At 59.3% G+C, this 15,681-nt stretch carries 13 protein-coding genes, 1 pseudogene and 1 CRISPR repeat array; of the genes and pseudogenes, 6 read left to right on the top strand and 8 right to left on the bottom strand.

What is annotated here, in order from left to right; all coding sequences use genetic code 11:
- Nucleotide 1 precedes the first annotated feature (1 nt).
- Together cysD and cysG are read right to left on the bottom strand one after the other, a co-directional pair.
- On the bottom strand, nt 2–910 hold the full coding sequence (gene cysD / locus GVK32_RS04550; protein ID WP_159865627.1) for a sulfate adenylyltransferase subunit CysD: 909 nt from the start codon (nt 908–910) through the stop codon (nt 2–4).
- A gap of 32 nt (nt 911–942) precedes the next feature.
- Nucleotides 943–2,349, bottom strand: a complete 1,407-nt coding sequence (cysG, locus tag GVK32_RS04545) for a siroheme synthase CysG (protein ID WP_200842829.1) — start codon at nt 2,347–2,349, stop codon at nt 943–945.
- Between the two features lie 247 nt (nt 2,350–2,596).
- Between cysG and GVK32_RS04540 the strand changes: the two genes are divergently transcribed.
- Both GVK32_RS04540 and cas3 read left to right on the top strand, forming a co-directional pair.
- On the top strand, nt 2,597–3,640 hold the full coding sequence (locus GVK32_RS04540) for an aminopeptidase (protein ID WP_159865621.1): 1,044 nt from the start codon (nt 2,597–2,599) through the stop codon (nt 3,638–3,640).
- Nucleotides 3,641–3,703: 63 nt separating this feature from the next.
- A CRISPR array of direct repeats spans nt 3,704–4,220; the repeat unit is 29 nt; unit sequence CGGTTTATCCCCGCTGGCGCGGGGAACGC.
- Between the two features lie 17 nt (nt 4,221–4,237).
- A pseudogene (gene cas3 / locus GVK32_RS04535) lies at nt 4,238–5,260 on the top strand (CRISPR-associated helicase Cas3'); the annotation flags it as partial.
- Nucleotides 5,261–5,302: 42 nt separating this feature from the next.
- On the opposite strand, the gene cysH reads toward cas3, so the two are convergent.
- The 3 genes from cysH to cysJ form a co-directional block, all read right to left on the bottom strand.
- Nucleotides 5,303–6,037 (bottom strand): phosphoadenosine phosphosulfate reductase, encoded by a 735-nt coding sequence (gene cysH, locus GVK32_RS04530; protein WP_159865618.1) that lies wholly within the window; start codon nt 6,035–6,037, stop codon nt 5,303–5,305.
- Nucleotides 6,038–6,115: 78 nt separating this feature from the next.
- The gene (cysI, locus tag GVK32_RS04525) at nt 6,116–7,828 is read right to left on the bottom strand and encodes an assimilatory sulfite reductase (NADPH) hemoprotein subunit (protein WP_045857559.1); all 1,713 of its coding nucleotides are present in this window, start codon (nt 7,826–7,828) and stop codon (nt 6,116–6,118) included.
- Entirely contained in the window at nt 7,828–9,627 is a 1,800-nt protein-coding gene (cysJ, locus tag GVK32_RS04520) for an NADPH-dependent assimilatory sulfite reductase flavoprotein subunit (RefSeq protein ID WP_159865615.1), read from the bottom strand. Before cysJ ends, cysI begins: the two co-directional genes overlap by 1 nt.
- 319 nt (nt 9,628–9,946) lie before the next feature.
- Between cysJ and queD the strand changes: the two genes are divergently transcribed.
- The 4 genes from queD to GVK32_RS04500 all read left to right on the top strand — a co-directional run bounded on the left by queD (nt 9,947) and on the right by GVK32_RS04500 (nt 12,574).
- Nucleotides 9,947–10,309: a 6-carboxytetrahydropterin synthase QueD gene (gene queD / locus GVK32_RS04515; RefSeq protein WP_041146961.1), complete on the top strand. Its 363-nt coding sequence runs from the start codon at nt 9,947–9,949 to the stop codon at nt 10,307–10,309.
- A gap of 80 nt (nt 10,310–10,389) precedes the next feature.
- Entirely contained in the window at nt 10,390–11,661 is a 1,272-nt protein-coding gene (locus GVK32_RS04510) for an FAD-dependent oxidoreductase (protein ID WP_159865612.1), read from the top strand.
- The gene (locus tag GVK32_RS04505) at nt 11,652–11,912 is read left to right on the top strand and encodes a ferredoxin family protein (protein WP_133600399.1); all 261 of its coding nucleotides are present in this window, start codon (nt 11,652–11,654) and stop codon (nt 11,910–11,912) included. Before GVK32_RS04510 ends, GVK32_RS04505 begins: the two co-directional genes overlap by 10 nt.
- A gap of 86 nt (nt 11,913–11,998) precedes the next feature.
- Nucleotides 11,999–12,574: a glycerol-3-phosphate responsive antiterminator gene (locus GVK32_RS04500; RefSeq protein ID WP_041146964.1), complete on the top strand. Its 576-nt coding sequence runs from the start codon at nt 11,999–12,001 to the stop codon at nt 12,572–12,574.
- On the opposite strand, the gene GVK32_RS04495 is transcribed toward GVK32_RS04500, so the two are convergent.
- From GVK32_RS04495 to GVK32_RS04485, 3 genes are read right to left on the bottom strand one after another with little or no spacing between them, the layout of a single operon-like run.
- Nucleotides 12,571–13,425 (bottom strand): electron transfer flavoprotein subunit alpha/FixB family protein, encoded by an 855-nt coding sequence (locus GVK32_RS04495; protein ID WP_159865609.1) that lies wholly within the window; start codon nt 13,423–13,425, stop codon nt 12,571–12,573. The two genes, GVK32_RS04500 and GVK32_RS04495, sit on opposite strands and share 4 nt — an antisense overlap.
- On the bottom strand, nt 13,422–14,204 hold the full coding sequence (locus GVK32_RS04490; protein ID WP_159865606.1) for an electron transfer flavoprotein subunit beta/FixA family protein: 783 nt from the start codon (nt 14,202–14,204) through the stop codon (nt 13,422–13,424). The genes GVK32_RS04495 and GVK32_RS04490 overlap by 4 nt, the downstream gene beginning before the upstream one ends.
- A complete protein-coding gene (locus tag GVK32_RS04485; protein WP_200842827.1) occupies nt 14,182–15,531 on the bottom strand; it encodes an MFS transporter in 1,350 nt (449 codons plus the stop codon). Before GVK32_RS04485 ends, GVK32_RS04490 begins: the two co-directional genes overlap by 23 nt.
- Nucleotides 15,532–15,681 lie beyond the last annotated feature (150 nt).

The following is a 15,681-nucleotide window of genomic DNA, read 5'->3' as shown; positions in this document are numbered from 1 at the left end:
CTTAGAAATACCCCTGACGTTTCTTCAGCTCCATCGAGCCTGCCTGATCGCGGTCAATCATGCGACCCTGACGTTCGCTGGTCGTGGAGACCAGCATCTCTTCAATAATTTCCGGCAGCGTTTGCGCGTTGGACTCCACCGCGCCGGTCAGCGGCCAGCAGCCAAGGGTACGAAAACGCACCATCTGCTGTTTAATAACCTCGCCCGGCTGCAGGTCGATACGGTCGTCATCGATCATCATCAGCATGCCGTCACGCTCGAGAACCGGGCGCTCTGCCGCCAGGTACAGCGGCACGATTTCGATATGTTCCAGATAAATGTACTGCCAGATATCCAGCTCGGTCCAGTTAGAGAGCGGGAAGACGCGGATGCTTTCGCCTTTGTTAATCTGGCCGTTGTAGTTGTGCCACAGCTCCGGGCGCTGGTTTTTCGGATCCCAGCGGTGGAAACGGTCGCGGAACGAGTAGATACGCTCTTTGGCGCGGGACTTCTCTTCATCGCGGCGGGCGCCGCCGAAGGCCGCATCAAAACCGTATTTGTTCAGCGCCTGCTTGAGGCCTTCGGTCTTCATGATATCGGTATGCTTGGCGCTGCCGTGGACAAACGGGTTGATGCCCATCGCCACCCCTTCCGGGTTTTTGTGCACCAGCAGCTCGCAGCCGTAGGCCTTCGCGGTACGGTCACGGAACTCGTACATCTCACGGAATTTCCAGCCGGTATCAACGTGCAGCAGCGGGAACGGCAGGGTTCCCGGATAAAACGCTTTACGCGCCAGGTGCAGCATCACGCTGGAATCTTTACCGATGGAGTACATCATCACCGGATTTGAAAATTCGGCGGCCACCTCGCGAATGATATGGATGCTTTCCGCCTCCAGTTGTCGCAGGTGAGTGAGTCGTTTTTGGTCCATTACCGTTCCTTATAAGGCCTGTTGCACCGGGCCTAAGCCAGATTGACCACAGAAGAGTCAAAGCCCTCTGCGTTCGTTGTGTGTTGAAACCAGGCGAGCTGCTGATGGAGCTGCACCACTTCACCCACCACCAGCAGTGCCGGCATTGGGGCATCTTTCGCCAGGTGTTCCAGTTGTTCTAACGTGCCGATCGTCGTTTGCTGATCGGCGCGCGTGCCGCGGGAGATAACCGCCACCGGCGTGTTTCTGTCGCGCCCGTGCGCGATCAGCTGCGCGCTAATTTCTGCCGCCTTCATCGTGCCCATGTAGATAGCCAGCGTTTGCCGACTCTGCGCCAGCAGCGTCCAGTCGAGCGCCGCGCTGTCCGCCTTGTAGTGGCCGGTGACAAAGGTCACGCTCTGCGCGTAATCGCGGTGGGTCAGCGGGATCCCGGCGTACGCCGTCGCCCCCGCCGCTGCGGTCACGCCGGGAACAACCTGAAAGGAGATCCCCGCCGCCGCTGCCGCCTGCAGCTCCTCGCCGCCGCGGCCGAAAATAAACGGATCGCCACCCTTCAGGCGCACCACCGTTTTGCCCTCTTTCGCCGCCTCGACCAGCATCCGATTCGTCTCATGCTGCGGTACCGAATGCTCGCTGGCGCGTTTACCGACGCAGATCATCTCCGCATCGCGGCGCACCAGTTCGCGGATCTCCGGCGTCACCAGATGGTCGTAAAACACCACGTCCGCCCGCTGCACCGCCTGCAGACCGCGCAGGGTAAGGAGTCCGGCATCACCCGGCCCGGCGCCGACGAGTATGATTTCACCCGACCGCTTTTCCGGCTGATGGAGCTCATCCTCCAGCACCTTATCCGCAGCGGCTTTATTTCCGGCAATCATCAGGCTGGCAAAGCGGCCGTTGAAAACGCGCTCCCAGAAACGACGTCGCGCCGCGGTAGTGGTGAGATGCGTTTTAATATGATGCCGCCAGTAGCTTGCCGCTTCGGCAACGCGTCCGAGGTTGGTCGGCAGCAGGGCTTCAATTTTTTCGCGGATCAGCCGCGACAGTACCGGCGCCGATCCGCCGGAAAAGACCGCCACCAGCAGCGGCGAGCGATCGACAATGGAGGGGAAGACCACCGAGCAAAGCGGCTGGTTATCCACCACGTTAACCAGGCGAAAGCGGGCGTTCGCCGCGGCAGAAACCCGCTGGTTCAGCGCGTCGTCTTCGGTGGCGGCAATCACCAGGAAAACATCGTCGATCTGCTGTTCCTGAAACTCCTGCGCGCGCCACGCGATCTCCTGGCGTTCGACCTGTTCAGCAAGCTCATCGGACAGCGCAGCGGCCACAACCTGCACCTTCGCCCCCGCCCGACGCAGAAACATTATCTTGCGCGCGGCAATCTCACCGCCGCCGATAACCAGCACCGGCCGCGCTTTTAATTCGGCAAATAGGGGCAAATAGTCCACGATGCAACAACTCACTTACAATCAGTCATAGTGCGACTATAGGGTGCCACTTAGAGCAAATGAAATTACGAAATGGAATGAGTTGTTACTCAAAGGAATAACGGCATGGGAAAGCTAAGTTCAAAAAGTGCTTAACATGCGACTTTTCCGCTATTTAAGAGCAAATGAAATTGTTTAACCGCGGTCACAGTTTCATACTAAGCGGGTCAAATTGTTATGTTCCCGTAAGGACCCTCATATGTTTTCCGCGTTGTGCCGCCGCCTGCTTCCACTGGCGCTTGGCGCAGGTTTTGTCTTCTCCGCCCCGGCTTTTAGCGCTATGGGCGAAACCGCCAATACGCAGGCTCGCCATATCGCCACCGTTTTCCCCGGAAGAATGACCGGATCGCCAGCAGAGATGCTGTCGGCGGACTACCTGCGTCAGCAGTTCGCGCAGATGGGCTACCAGAGCGATATCCGCAGCTTTAATACCCGCTATATCTACACCACTAAAAACCAGCGGCAGAACTGGCAAAACGTCACCGGCAGCACGGTGATTGCCGCCCACGAGGGCAAGGCGCGCCAGCAGATCATCATCATGGCGCACCTCGATACCTACGCCCCAATGAGCGATAGCGACGTGGAAAAGAACCTCGGCGGCCTGACCCTGCAGGGGATCGACGACAACGCCCTTGGCCTTGGCGTAATGCTGGAGCTGGCCGAGCGTCTTAAGAACGTGCCTACCCATTACGGCATTCGCTTTATCGCGTCCAGCGGTGAAGAAGAGGGCCGCCTCGGGGCACAGAATCTGCTGCAGCGGATGAGCGACACGGAGAAGAAAAACACCCTGCTGGTGATCAACCTCGATAACCTGGTGGTCGGCGACAAGCTCTATTTTAATAGCGGCCGCAGCACACCGGCGGCGATTCGCAAGCTGACCCGCGACCGGGCGCTGGCCATCGCCCGTAGCAAAGGCGTTGCCGCCTTCAGCAACCCGGGGCTGAACCGCGACTATCCGCAGGGCACCGACTGCTGTAACGACGCCAGCGTTTTTGATAGCGCCGGGATCCCGGTGCTGTCGGTGGAGGCCACCAACTGGTCGCTCGGTAAGAAAGATGGTTTCCAGCAGCGGGCAAAATCATCTGCCTTCCCTGACGGCTCCAGCTGGCACAGCGTGCAGCTGGATAATCAGCAGCATATCGACAAAGCGCTGCCCGGCCGCATCGAGCGCCGCAGCCGCGACGTCGTCAAGGTGATGCTGCCGCTGGTGAAAGAGCTGGCGAAGGCCAATAAGCACGGCTAGCCGGCGTTTTGCTGCAGCCGTGGAAGAGTACGTTCCTACGTTATCTGGCAGTAATGCACAATGCGGTTTATATCCGCTGGGGTGGGGAACCATTCATACTCTTCGCGGAGTTTATCCAGATCATCTGTTTATCCCCGCTGGCACGGGGAACACGTTAATGTATCCAGCCGCTGGTTAACAGTCGCCGGTTTATCCCCGCTGGCGCGGGGAACGCTCTGCGTCAGCGATCTGAACCGGTGTGAGTGTCGGTTTATCCCCGCTGGCGCGGGGAACGCTCGTAATCGAATAAACGCATCCTGAATCATCACGGTTTATCCCCGCTGGCGCGGGGAACGCTCATGATTTCCTCGGCGCGATTTTTATGGAGCTGGTTTATCCCCGCTGGCGCGGGGAACGCGGCTTTCATCCTGACGCAAATTCAACATCGCGCGGTTTATCCCCGCTGGCGCGGGGAACGCTGATCCAACGTAAACATTTTAAGAAAAACAATCGGTTTATCCCCGCTGGCGCGGGGAACGCGCGAAAAAGGACGATAAGCAGGTCAACGGGGCCGGTTTATCCCCGCTGGCGCGGGGAACGCTTTATCGTGCAGTCGAAGCCGGGCAATGCGTATGTTGGATCCGTAATACGGTTGATGAAGCACGCGAAGATTATCAGCAGCTGTTGCATGAAAAGCGCATCCCTGAACAGGATCTGCTACTTTTCCACAGCCGCTTCGCCTTTGCCGATCGTATTGCCATTGAGAATAAAACCCTCGGCTGGTTCGGTAAAGATGCCCCCGTTTCAGCGCGGCGGGGGAAAGTGTTAATCGCCACTCAGGTTGTCGAACAAAGCCTCGATCTGGATTTTGACTGGATGATCTCGGATCTGGCGCCAATAGATTTGTTGATCCAGCGCGCCGGTCGACTTCAGCGCCATATCCGCACTGCCGGTGGGGAACGCAAAGCGATACTGCCCGATGAACGTCAGCCACCGATACTGCATATTTTAGCGCCAGAATGGCAGGAACAGGCCGGGCAAGGTTGGCTGGGAAAAGAGCTGCGAGGAACCGGCTTCGTTTATTCCGACCACGCCTGCTTATGGCGCACTCAGGCGCTGCTGCGTCAATATGGCGAAATCAGGATGCCGGAAAATGCCAGGGCATTGGTCGATGGCGTCTATGAACAGAAAATTCCCGCCCCGGCCAGCTTACAGGCACTTTCTGACGTCGATTTCGGCAAGGTGTTGAGCCAACGTTCCGTCGCAACGCAAAACCTGCTACGCCACGATATCGGCTACGATCGAGAGGCCAGCGATTTCTTATGGGATAAAGATCGGGAGTTTTCAACCCGCCTGGGCGAAGAGAGCGTTGATATCTACCTCGCCTGGCAAGATGAAGAAGATGAACTGCATCCCATCGTGGCGGAGGGCGAATTCCGCTGGGAAATGAGCCGGTTATCGGTACGTCTATCATGGTGGAAGAAGAGGTCGGCAGGATTTTTACTCCTCGACGAGGAGGCGCTTGAACGTTTTCGTAAGAAACAACATCGGCCGTCCGCGCAGGTGGTACTGGTATCGTCAGAGGGCGAAGCGAGTTATTACAGTAAACGGGAGGGGCTGGCTAGCAATATCCCTGGGTAAAATATTCCCGGAAGCGGCGCGATGCGCCGTCCGGGGATTTTCTCAACCTTCGTGCAGCCCGCACTCGCGCTTCAGGCCGAAGAAGCGCGTCTCTTCTTCAGCCATCCCCGGCTCCCATTTGCGGGTGGTGTGGGTATCCCCCACCGAAAGGTAACCCTGATCCCACAGCGGATGGTATTTCAGGCCGTGCTTCTGCAGGTACTGATAAACGGTGCGGTTATCCCAGTCGATAATCGGCAGCAGCTTAAATACCCCACGCTGAATCGCCAGCACCGGCAGCGTTGCCCGGCTGCCTGACTGCTCGCGGCGCAGGCCGGCAAACCAGGTGCGGGTGTTCAACTCCTGTAGGGCGCGGTTCATCGGCTCAACTTTGTTGATGTCATTGTATTTCTCAATGCCATCAACGCCCTGCTCCCACAGCTTGCCGTAGCGGGCTTCCTGCCAGGCCGGGCTGGTCTGCGCCCGGTAAACCTTCAGGTTCAGCTGCAGCTTGTCGGTTAGCTCATCGATAAACTGATAGGTTTCCGGGAACAGGTAGCCGGTATCGGTGAGGATCACCGGAATATCTGGACGGATCTGGTTAACCAAATGCAGGCTAACCGCCGCCTGAATACCAAAGCTTGAGGAGAGCGCGTAGTCGCCGGGCAGATTTTCCAGCGCCCACGCCACGCGTTCTTCGGCGCTGAGCTTCTCCAGCTGAGCGTTGATTTCTGCCAGCTGCAGTACGCGTTCAACTTTCGGCAGTTCATTTAGCGCGTTGAGATCGAGTACGGACATAGTTACCTCGTTATTTTCCCTTCACCTTATCCCCTTCCCGTCAACGGAGAGGGGATCGTCAGGCGTGGATAAAGACGTTTATTCCCAGAAATCACGGGCTGGATCGAGCACCGGGCGCACGATACCCGCACGCACCGTAAAGTCGCCGAAGCCTTCACCCGCTTCGCGCTCTTTCGCCCAGCGCCCGACCAGTTCGTCTATCGAGTCGAGGATCTCCGACTCGGTAATATTTTCGCGATACATGCGCGGAATACGCGTTCCGCTGCGGTTGCCGCCAAGGTGCAGGTTATAACGGCCCGGCGCTTTACCGATCAGGCCAACCTCCGCCAGCAGGGCGCGGCCGCAGCCGTTCGGGCAGCCGGTCACGCGGGTGACGATATGCTCCTCGCCCACCCCGTACTTGCTCATCACGCCGTCCACCTTATCAATAAATGACGGCAGGAAGCGTTCCGCCTCGGCCATCGCCAGCGGGCAGGTCGGGAAGGAGACGCAGGCCATCGAGTTTTCACGCTGCGGGGTGACGCTATTCATCAATCCGTGATCGCGAGCCAGCTTCTCGATCTTCGCCTTTTGATCTTCCGGCACGCCGGCAACGATCAGGTTTTGGTTGGCCGTGATGCGGAACTCGCCTTTATGGATCTTAGCAATCTTCAGCAGACCCGTTTTCAGCGGACGCCCCGGATAGTCAAGGATACGACCGTTTTCAATAAACAGCGTCAGGTACCAGTTATTATCGATACCTTTTACCCAGCCAATCCGATCGCCGCGACCGGTAAACTCATACGGACGGATCGGCTCAAACTTAATGCCGGCACGACGCTCAACTTCGGCCTTGAAGGTTTCAACGCCAACGCGTTCCAGGGTGTATTTCGTTTTCGCATTTTTGCGGTCAGTACGGTTGCCCCAGTCGCGCTGGGTCGTGACTACCGCTTCTGCTACGGCCAGGGTGTGCTCAAGCGGCAGGTAGCCGAATTCGCTGGCGGTGCGCGCGTAGGTTTTCTTGTTGCCGTGCTCAATGGACAGACCGCCGCCAACCAGCAGGTTAAAGCCCACCAGCTTGCCGTTTTCGGCAATCGCCACGAAGTTCATATCGTTGGCGTGCAGATCGATATCGTTCTGCGGCGGGATAACCACGGTCGTTTTGAACTTACGCGGCAGATAGGTCTGGCCAAGGATCGGCTCTTCGTCGGTGGTGGCAACCTTCTTCTGATCGAGCCAGATCTCCGCGTAGGCGCGGGTGCGCGGCAGCAGGTGCTCGGAGATCTTTTTCGCCCACTCGTAGGCTTCAGCATGCAGCTGAGACTCGTTCGGGTTAGAGGTGCACAGCACGTTACGGTTCATATCGTTGGCCGTCGCCAGCGCGTCCAGCCCCACCGAGTGCAGCATCTGGTGCACCGGCTTGACGTTCTTCTTCAGAATGCCGTGGAACTGGAAGGTCTGACGGTTGGTCAGACGAATGCTGCCGTAGATGGTGTTATCGGCGGCAAACTTATCAATCGCCTGCCACTGTTTGGTGGTGATCACCCCGCCCGGCAGGCGGCAGCGGAGCAGCATCGCGTGACGCGGCTCCAGCTTCTGCGCCGCGCGTTCGGCGCGGATGTCGCGGTCATCCTGCTGATACATGCCGTGAAAGCGGATCAGCAGGAAGTTATCGCCCCTAAAGCCGCCGGTGAGGGGGTCGTTTAAGTCTTCTGCGATGGTGCCGCGCAGGTAGTTGCTCTCTACCTTCATACGCTCGGCGTCGGTCAGTTTACCTTCGACCACCAGCGGTCCTGGATGTTTTTCGCTCATTAGTAGACATCTCGCTGATAACGGCGCTCAACGCGCAGCTCACTTAAAAATTCGTCCGCCGCTTCGGCGTCCATCGCGCCGAATTCGGCAATCACTTCCAGCAGCGTCCGCTCAACGTCCTTCGCCATACGATTGGCGTCGCCGCAGACATAAATATGGGCACCGTCATTAATCCAGCGCCACAGTTCGGCCCCCTGCTCGCGCAGCTTGTCCTGAACGTAGACTTTTTGTTGTTGATCGCGGGACCAGGCCAGATCGATGCGGCTCAGTACGCCCTCTTTGACGTAGCTTTGCCATTCAACCTGGTAAAGGAAATCCTCCGTAAAGTGCGGGTTGCCGAAGAACAGCCAGTTGTTGCCCTCGGCGCCTTCCGCCGCGCGCTGCTGCATAAATGCGCGGAATGGCGCAATGCCGGTACCCGGGCCGATCATGATGACCGGCGTCTGCGGGTTAGCAGGCAGGCGGAAGTTGTCATTGTGTTCGATAAAGACGCGGACTTCGCCATCTTCTTCCACGCGGTCGGCGAGGAAGCTGGAAGCGCCGCCGGCGCGCGCGCGGCCTTCAATGTCATAGCGCACCACGCCAACGGTCACGTGAACTTCGTTTTCCGTTTCCGCCTGCGACGAGGCAATCGAGTACAGGCGCGGCGTAAGCGGGCGCAGCAGGTCAATCAGCGCCTGGGCATCGAGCTGTGCCGGAGAGAAGCGCACCATATCGACGATCGGCGTGGTGGCCGCGTAGTGCTGCAGCTGCGCTTTATCGCCCACCAGCGGCAGCAGCGTTTCGCTGCGCGTTAGGGTGGCATAGTTCTCCACGATGTTGGCGGTGTTCACCGTCAGCTCAAAGTGCCACGTCAGCGCTTCGGCCAGCGGCAGCGTCTTGCCGTCTACGCTAACCGGCTCGTCGCCCTTCAGCCACAGCAGTTCAGCCAGCTCGTTGACCAGCGCCGGATCGTTCTGATACCAGACGCCCAGCGCATCGCCGGGCTGATAGCGCAGGCCGGAGTCGCCAAGATCGATTTCAACGTGGCGCACGTCTTTTTCGGAATCACGGCCGGTGATTTTTTGGTTTACCGAAAGCGTCGCGGTCAGCGGCGCTTCTTTGGTATAGGGGCTGGTGTGAATATCATTGACCGCACCGCCTGTCGCCAGCTGAGCCGGCGTCGCCGCCGGGGCGCGGGCTTTCAGCACCTCGACCACGCGGGTGCGCCATTCGGCCGCGGCGCCCTGATATTCAACGTCGGAATCAACGCGATCGAGCAGACGCTCCCCGCCCAGCTCGGCCAGCCTACTGTCGAAGTCTTTACCCGACTGGCAGAAGAATTCGTAGGAGGTATCGCCCAGACCAAAGACCGCAAAGGCGGTACCTTCGAGTTTCGGCGCTTTTTTCGAGAGCAGGAATTTATGCAGCGCGACGGCTTCTTCCGGTGGCTCACCTTCTCCCTGGGTTGAGGTCACGACGATCAGCAGTTTTTCGGAGGCTATTTGTTTGAATTTATAGTCGCCTGCGTTAACCAGCTTGACGTTCAGCTGCGCTGCCTGAAGGTCGTCACGCAGCGCTTCGGCCACGCGGCGGGCGTTGCCGGTTTGCGAGGCGGAAAGCAGCGTAATGCTCGGAACTTCCGCAGCCTGAGCCGGAGCGGCAGCCACCGCGCCGGGATGCTGATTCAGCACGCCCCAAAAATAGCCGGAAACCCAGGCAAGCTGGGTCGGTGTGAAGTCTGTCGTGGCCGCCTGCAGGCGCGCCATTTGCTCCGGGTTGAGCGGGAGCAAATTGGAAGATGGGACCTGTGTCGTCATGCGTCGTTATGTTCCAGTAAGCAAAGCTGTTATTCGCACCCTGTCAGCGCGGCAAAAACAGAAGAGAATGTAAGGTTAACGGCGCAGATAGTAACAATTAAAGAAGGGATGGAAATAACAAATAACCAAATGGACTAACCTGTTTTATCTATAGTTATTAACAACAAAATCGATTAAATAACCACATGAAATATAAAGAGATAATATACATCAGTTCGGTGACTGTGGCGATTTTCCACTCAGGGCCGTTTTAGTTAATGCTAAAAAATGTACTTTCCGGTACCCTACGGCGGTTTTTTTGTCTTATTGAGAGTAAAAGATGTCCACCACCCTGTTTAAAGATTTTATCTTCGAAGCCGCCCACCACCTGCCCCACGTACCGGAAGGTCATAAGTGCGGTCGCCTGCACGGTCACTCTTTTATGGTGCGTCTGGAGATCACCGGCGAAGTCGATCCGCATACGGGTTGGATCATGGATTTTTCCGAGCTTAAGGCCGCCTTCAAGCCGACCTACGACCGCCTGGATCACTACTATCTAAACGATATTCCAGGGCTGGAAAACCCGACCAGCGAAGTGCTGTCGCGCTGGATTTGGCAACAGGTTAAGCCCGTTGTGCCGCTGCTGAGCGCGGTGATGATTAAAGAGACCTGCACGGCGGGCTGCATCTATCGCGGCGAGTGATTAAAGCCTTTGTGTCGATGGTCAATATTCCTTAGATAACGCCATGTTAGCCTAGACGCTCTCGGTATCTGGGGCGCAATATGGCTGACGATTTTGATATTATTATCATCGGTGCAGGGATAGCCGGCACCGCCTGTGCCCTACGCTGCGCGCGGTCAGGACTTTCGGTCCTGCTGCTCGAACGCGGCGAACTTCCCGGCAGTAAAAATCTCTCCGGCGGGCGCCTGTATTGCCGCGCGCTCGCCGAACTTCTCCCTCATTTTCAACAATCCGCCCCGCTTGAACGCCGTATCACCCAGGAAAACCTGACTCTGCTGACTGACGATGGTGCCACAACCTATTCCAGCCTTCAGCCGGACGGAGACTCCTGGAGTTTACTGCGCGCCCGTTTCGATCCGTGGCTGGTTAACCAAGCCGAAGATGAAGGCGTACAGTGTATTACCGGCACGACGGTCACGGCGCTGCATCGTGAAAACGGCCGGATTTGCGGGGTCATTTGCGATAACGAAACCCTGCGCGCCCGCTATGTTGTGCTGGCGGAAGGGGCCAACAGCGAGCTGGCGGAGCGTCACGGTTTACTCCCGCGCCCATCCTCAACCGCCATGGCGCTGGGGATCAAAGCGGTGCTGGCGATGGAACGAAAGACGCTGGAAGATCGTTTCCGCCTCGAGGGCAATGAGGGAGCGGCCATGATATTCACCGGCGGGGTCTGCGGAGATTTACCCGGCGGCGCGTTCCTTTATACCAATCAGGAGACGCTCTCATTCGGTATCGTCTGCCCGCTCTCCTCGCTGGGCAAAGGGAGGGTACCTGCCTCCGGACTACTGGACCGGCTTAAATCCCATCCGGCCCTGCGCCCTCTGCTGCAGGGCAGCGAAACGCTGGAATACGGCGCGCATCTGGTACCTGAAGGCGGCCTGCACGGCATGCCGACGCGGTATGCCGGGGATGGCTGGCTGCTGGTCGGCGACGCGCTGCGCACCTGCGTCAATACCGGCTTCACCGTGCGCGGAATGGACATGGCGTTAATCGGCGCCCAGGCGGCGGCGCAAACGTTAATCCACGCCTGTCGGCACGGCGCGCCGCAAAATCTGTTTGCGCAATATCATCAGGAGATCGAGCGCAGCCTGCTGTGGGAGGTGCTCCAGCGCTATCGGCACGTTCCCGCGCTGCTGCAGCGCCCCGGCTGGTATCGCCGCTGGCCCGCGCTGATGGACGATATCTCCCGCGAACTCTGGCAGCAGGGCGAAGGCCCCGTCCCGCCACTGCGTCAGATAGTCTGGCGTCATCTTCGCCGTCACGGCCTGCATCATCTGGCAGGCGATCTTGTCAGGAGCTTACGATGTCTGTAGCACGTAACGTCTGGCGCCCCGCCGCCGACCCGCATATTGTCCCGACCGCGGCGCCCGACCGGGAAGTCGTCGAACGGCTCATTGCATCTTGTCCCGCCGGGCTTTTTTCACGAACGGCGGAAGGCGGCGTGCAGGTCGACTACCGAGGATGTCTGGAGTGCGGCACCTGCCGGCTATTATGCGATGAGGCAACGCTCAAAGAATGGCGCTATCCTGACTCTGGATTTGGTATTACATTCCGTTTTGGCTAATAAAACGACGCTAAATAATTCAGGTTGCAGGAAGGCTAGCGCATTCGCAGCCTGAATGATGACGAGAAAAATACGAAGGACACACCATGCCCCTGCTACACCTGCTACGACAAAATCCGGTCATCGCGGCCGTCAAAGATAACGCCAGCCTGCAATTAGCCATCGATTCCGAGTGCCAGTTTATCTCTGTGCTGTACGGCAATATCTGCACCATCAGCAACATCGTGAAGAAAATCAAAAACGCCGGTAAATACGCGTTTATTCATGTCGACCTGCTGGAGGGGGCGTCAAATAAAGAGGTGGTGATTCAGTTTTTGAAGCTGGTGACCGAAGCGGACGGGATCATCAGCACCAAAGCGCCGATGCTTAAAGCGGCCAGGGCGGAGGGCTTTTTCTGCATTCATCGCCTGTTTATCGTCGACTCTATTTCCTTTCACAATATCGACAAGCAGGTGGCGCAGTCCAACCCGGACTGTATTGAAATCCTGCCGGGCTGCATGCCAAAAGTGCTGGGATGGGTGACGGAGAAGATTCACCAGCCGTTGATTGCCGGCGGCCTGGTCTGCGACGAAGAAGATGCGCGTAATGCGATGAAAGCCGGCGTGGCGGCCCTTTCAACCACCAACACCGGCGTCTGGAAATTAGCGAAGCAGCTTAACTAATCGTGCGCGCTGGCTGCCAGTGCTTCAAGCACCGGTAGCCAGTCATCCACGATGCCGACATCTGCCTGGGAGAACACCGGCGCGCCGGCGTCATGATTAATCGCCACGATAAATCGGCTGTCGCGCACTCCCGCCATCAGCGCCGCCGCCCCCGATGCCCCCGCCACAATGCAAATATCCGGGGCCAGAAGATGGCCGGATATCCCCACCAGGCGATCGGCTTCATGACCGCCGTTCATCACCCGCGCTCGGCTGTAGCCCGCTTCCGCGCCCAGCCGCCGCGCAAGCGCCGCGATGCTTCCCGCATCGGCCTCCTCCCCGCCCTGCCCGACAACCAGCACCCGCTCCACCGTGGTTAAAGGATGCGCGCCCGCGCGCTCTACGCGCTCAATCTCCGTCAGCCAGTCGGGCAGCGCCGCGGGGACGATACGGCGCTCCGGCAGGCCGCAAGGAAAATCCCCGGACGCATTCCCCCCGGGCTGGCGCACCAGCGAGAGGCACAGCGGCCTGGCGCTCACCTCCAGCGTGGCCGTGAGCGCGTTACCCCAATGAGGCTTCGTCACCCAACCTTCCACCGCGTTCAGCGATTGCACCTGGCATACGCAGCTTCCCCGCAGGCGCCAGGCAAGCCGCGTGGCCAGCTCATCGGCCAATGCCCCCGCCGGGAACAGCACGATATCCACCGGCGTCTGCCGCCACTGAGCGACCAGCCCATCCAGAAGCTGCCCGGCAACCTCCACCCCGGCGTCTGTCGTCCAGCGCTCGAGATCCGCCGAAGCGAGATCGTTTGCCGCCAGCCAGCCGCCTATCGCGGTGCTGTCGCCTGCCGCCATCACTATCGCCATCTTCATGGCCGCATCCTCTGGCATAAATAGTTCTCCCACAGCGCCCTGGCTTTCTCCTGCGCCGTCGCGCCCTCGACGATAGCGGCCGCGCGCCGCTGCGCCGGGCGAGTCAGACGCAGGCACCGAACGTCGGGCGTCGCCTCCGCGGTCGCCGCCTGACGCACGATATCCGCCTTCGCCGCCGCCAGGCGCTGGCGCATGCCGGGCACCGGGAGCGCCACTTCGCCGCACTGCCTGACGGCAATCACCGCCGGTAGGCGCACCCGGCAGCGGCGGATACCGGCGTCCGTTCGCTGCTCGACAACGGCGAAAGGCGGTTCGAGCGTAAAGCGTTCAACCTGGGTGAAACAGGGCCAGCCGAGCATTTCCGCCAGCAGAAACGGCGTCTGGCCATTTTGCCCTTCGCTGCTCTGACAGCCGGTCACGATCAGCTCTCCACCGTGGCTGCGCTGCCAGGCGGCAATCTGTCCGGCGATAAACGAGGACGTGAAGCGCAGATCCGCAGCCGCTTCCAGCAGCACCCGCTGGTCAAAGCCCAGCGCGGCAAAGTAGCGCAGCCAGTGCAACGCGCGTTCGTCACCAATGCTTAATGCGCTCAAGGTCATCCCGCAGCCCGCATTGCGCTGAGCCAGGAGCAGCGCGGCGGCGGCCTGCTCATCGGCTCCGATGGCGCTGCGCAATAGTGAGACATCCGGCCCGCGGGTATCCAGCGCGGCGGCCTGCCAGTCCTTTTCCGCCAGCATGCCGGCGTCCGGCTCCGGCTTAAACGCCAACAGAATGTTCATTCGCTCCTCCTTGTCTTTTATCGCCGCTCCCGGCGGCCACCAGCGGCAGCGCTTTGGTTTCCGGGGCCCACAGCCAGGTCACCACAAAGCCGATCAGCAGTACGCTGGCCAATAGCAAAAGGGTAACCGTCATCCCCCACTGCGCCAGGGTCCAGGGCAGCAGGCCGGTGCTGATGGCGGCCCCAAGCCGGCTCATGGCGGTTGCGAAGCCAACGCCCAGCGAGCGGATATCCGTAGGAAAGCTTTCCGCCGGTAAAATCCCCACCAGGTTGCTGACCGCCGAAATCGTGGTGCTGAATAAGATAAAAAGCAGCAGCGTCCAGTGGCTGCCCGCCGGCAGGCAGGCCATGACGATTAGCGTCGTCGCCAGCAGCAGAAAGCTGCCGAGCAAGAAATGACGGTGGGCCAGCAGATGGGTTAATACCAGCCCCAGCAGCGCGCCAACGATCAGCAGCGCATTCAGCAGCAGGCTGGCGGTCAGCGCATCCTCAAGACCGATGGTTTTCGCGATAGTGGGCAGCCAGGTATAGATAACGAACCACGGGATCACCAGGCAGACGAAGAAGATGCTGTTAAATGCCGTTCGCCGCCAGTAGCGCGGTGAAAATAGCGTTCCGATCCGTTTATTGGTTGCCGCCACCACCTCATCGCCGAGCAGCACGTGCGGGCCAAAACAGCGGCGCACCACGGCATGGGCCTCGGCGAAGCGGCCCTGGCGCAACAGCCAGCGCGGAGACTCCGGCGTCCCCCAGCGCAGCAGCGTGATTAGCAGGGCCGGCAGCGCGGACGAGGCCAGCAGCCAGCGCCAGGCCTCCGGGTTGTCGCTAATAAAATGGTGCCCGGCGAGGCTTGCCAGAACGTAACCGATGGTCCACACCACGCTAAACGCGCCGAGCAGGATGCCCCGATGCCGGCGCGGCGCGAATTCGGCCAGCAGCGTATGGCCCACGGAGTAATCCCCGCCCAGGCCAATGCCTATGAGGATCCGCAGGCCAATGAGCTGTTCAGGCGTGGTGGCAAAAAACTGTAGAAAAGAGGCGACGGTAATCAGGACAAAGCTGAGGTTGAAAATCTTCTGCCGGCCAATATGATCCGAGACCCACCCGAGGATCAGGCTGCCGATAAACAGGCCAAGCAGCGCCGCCCCGCCGATCATCCCGGCCATAAAAGGCGTCAGGCGCATGGCGGGGGTCAGCTGGATAATGGCGTAACCGATGACGCCGAGGACATAGCCGTCAACCAGATGCGCGCCGAAGGTTAGTGCGGCAATGCGGCAGTGAAAGCCGTTAAGCGGCAGGTCGTCCATTCGCACCGGTGAAGCGTTCATTTCTCCCCCTTCATGGTCTGGCAAAACGGCTTCCCGGTTGAGAAGCCGTATATAGCCCTCCTACTTCAAGCCGCCCGCTGCGTTTGCTTTCCCCTGTCACATCGCAATCGTTGCTCCAGGGGATGGGCGCTTTTAGGGCCCGCGGGCGAG

This window comes from Klebsiella sp. 18074 (assembly GCF_902705905.1).
GTDB lineage: Bacteria > Pseudomonadota > Gammaproteobacteria > Enterobacterales > Enterobacteriaceae > Klebsiella > Klebsiella terrigena.
Note: the sequence above shows the minus strand (reverse complement) of the source record. Positions and strands in the feature narration are given on the sequence as shown.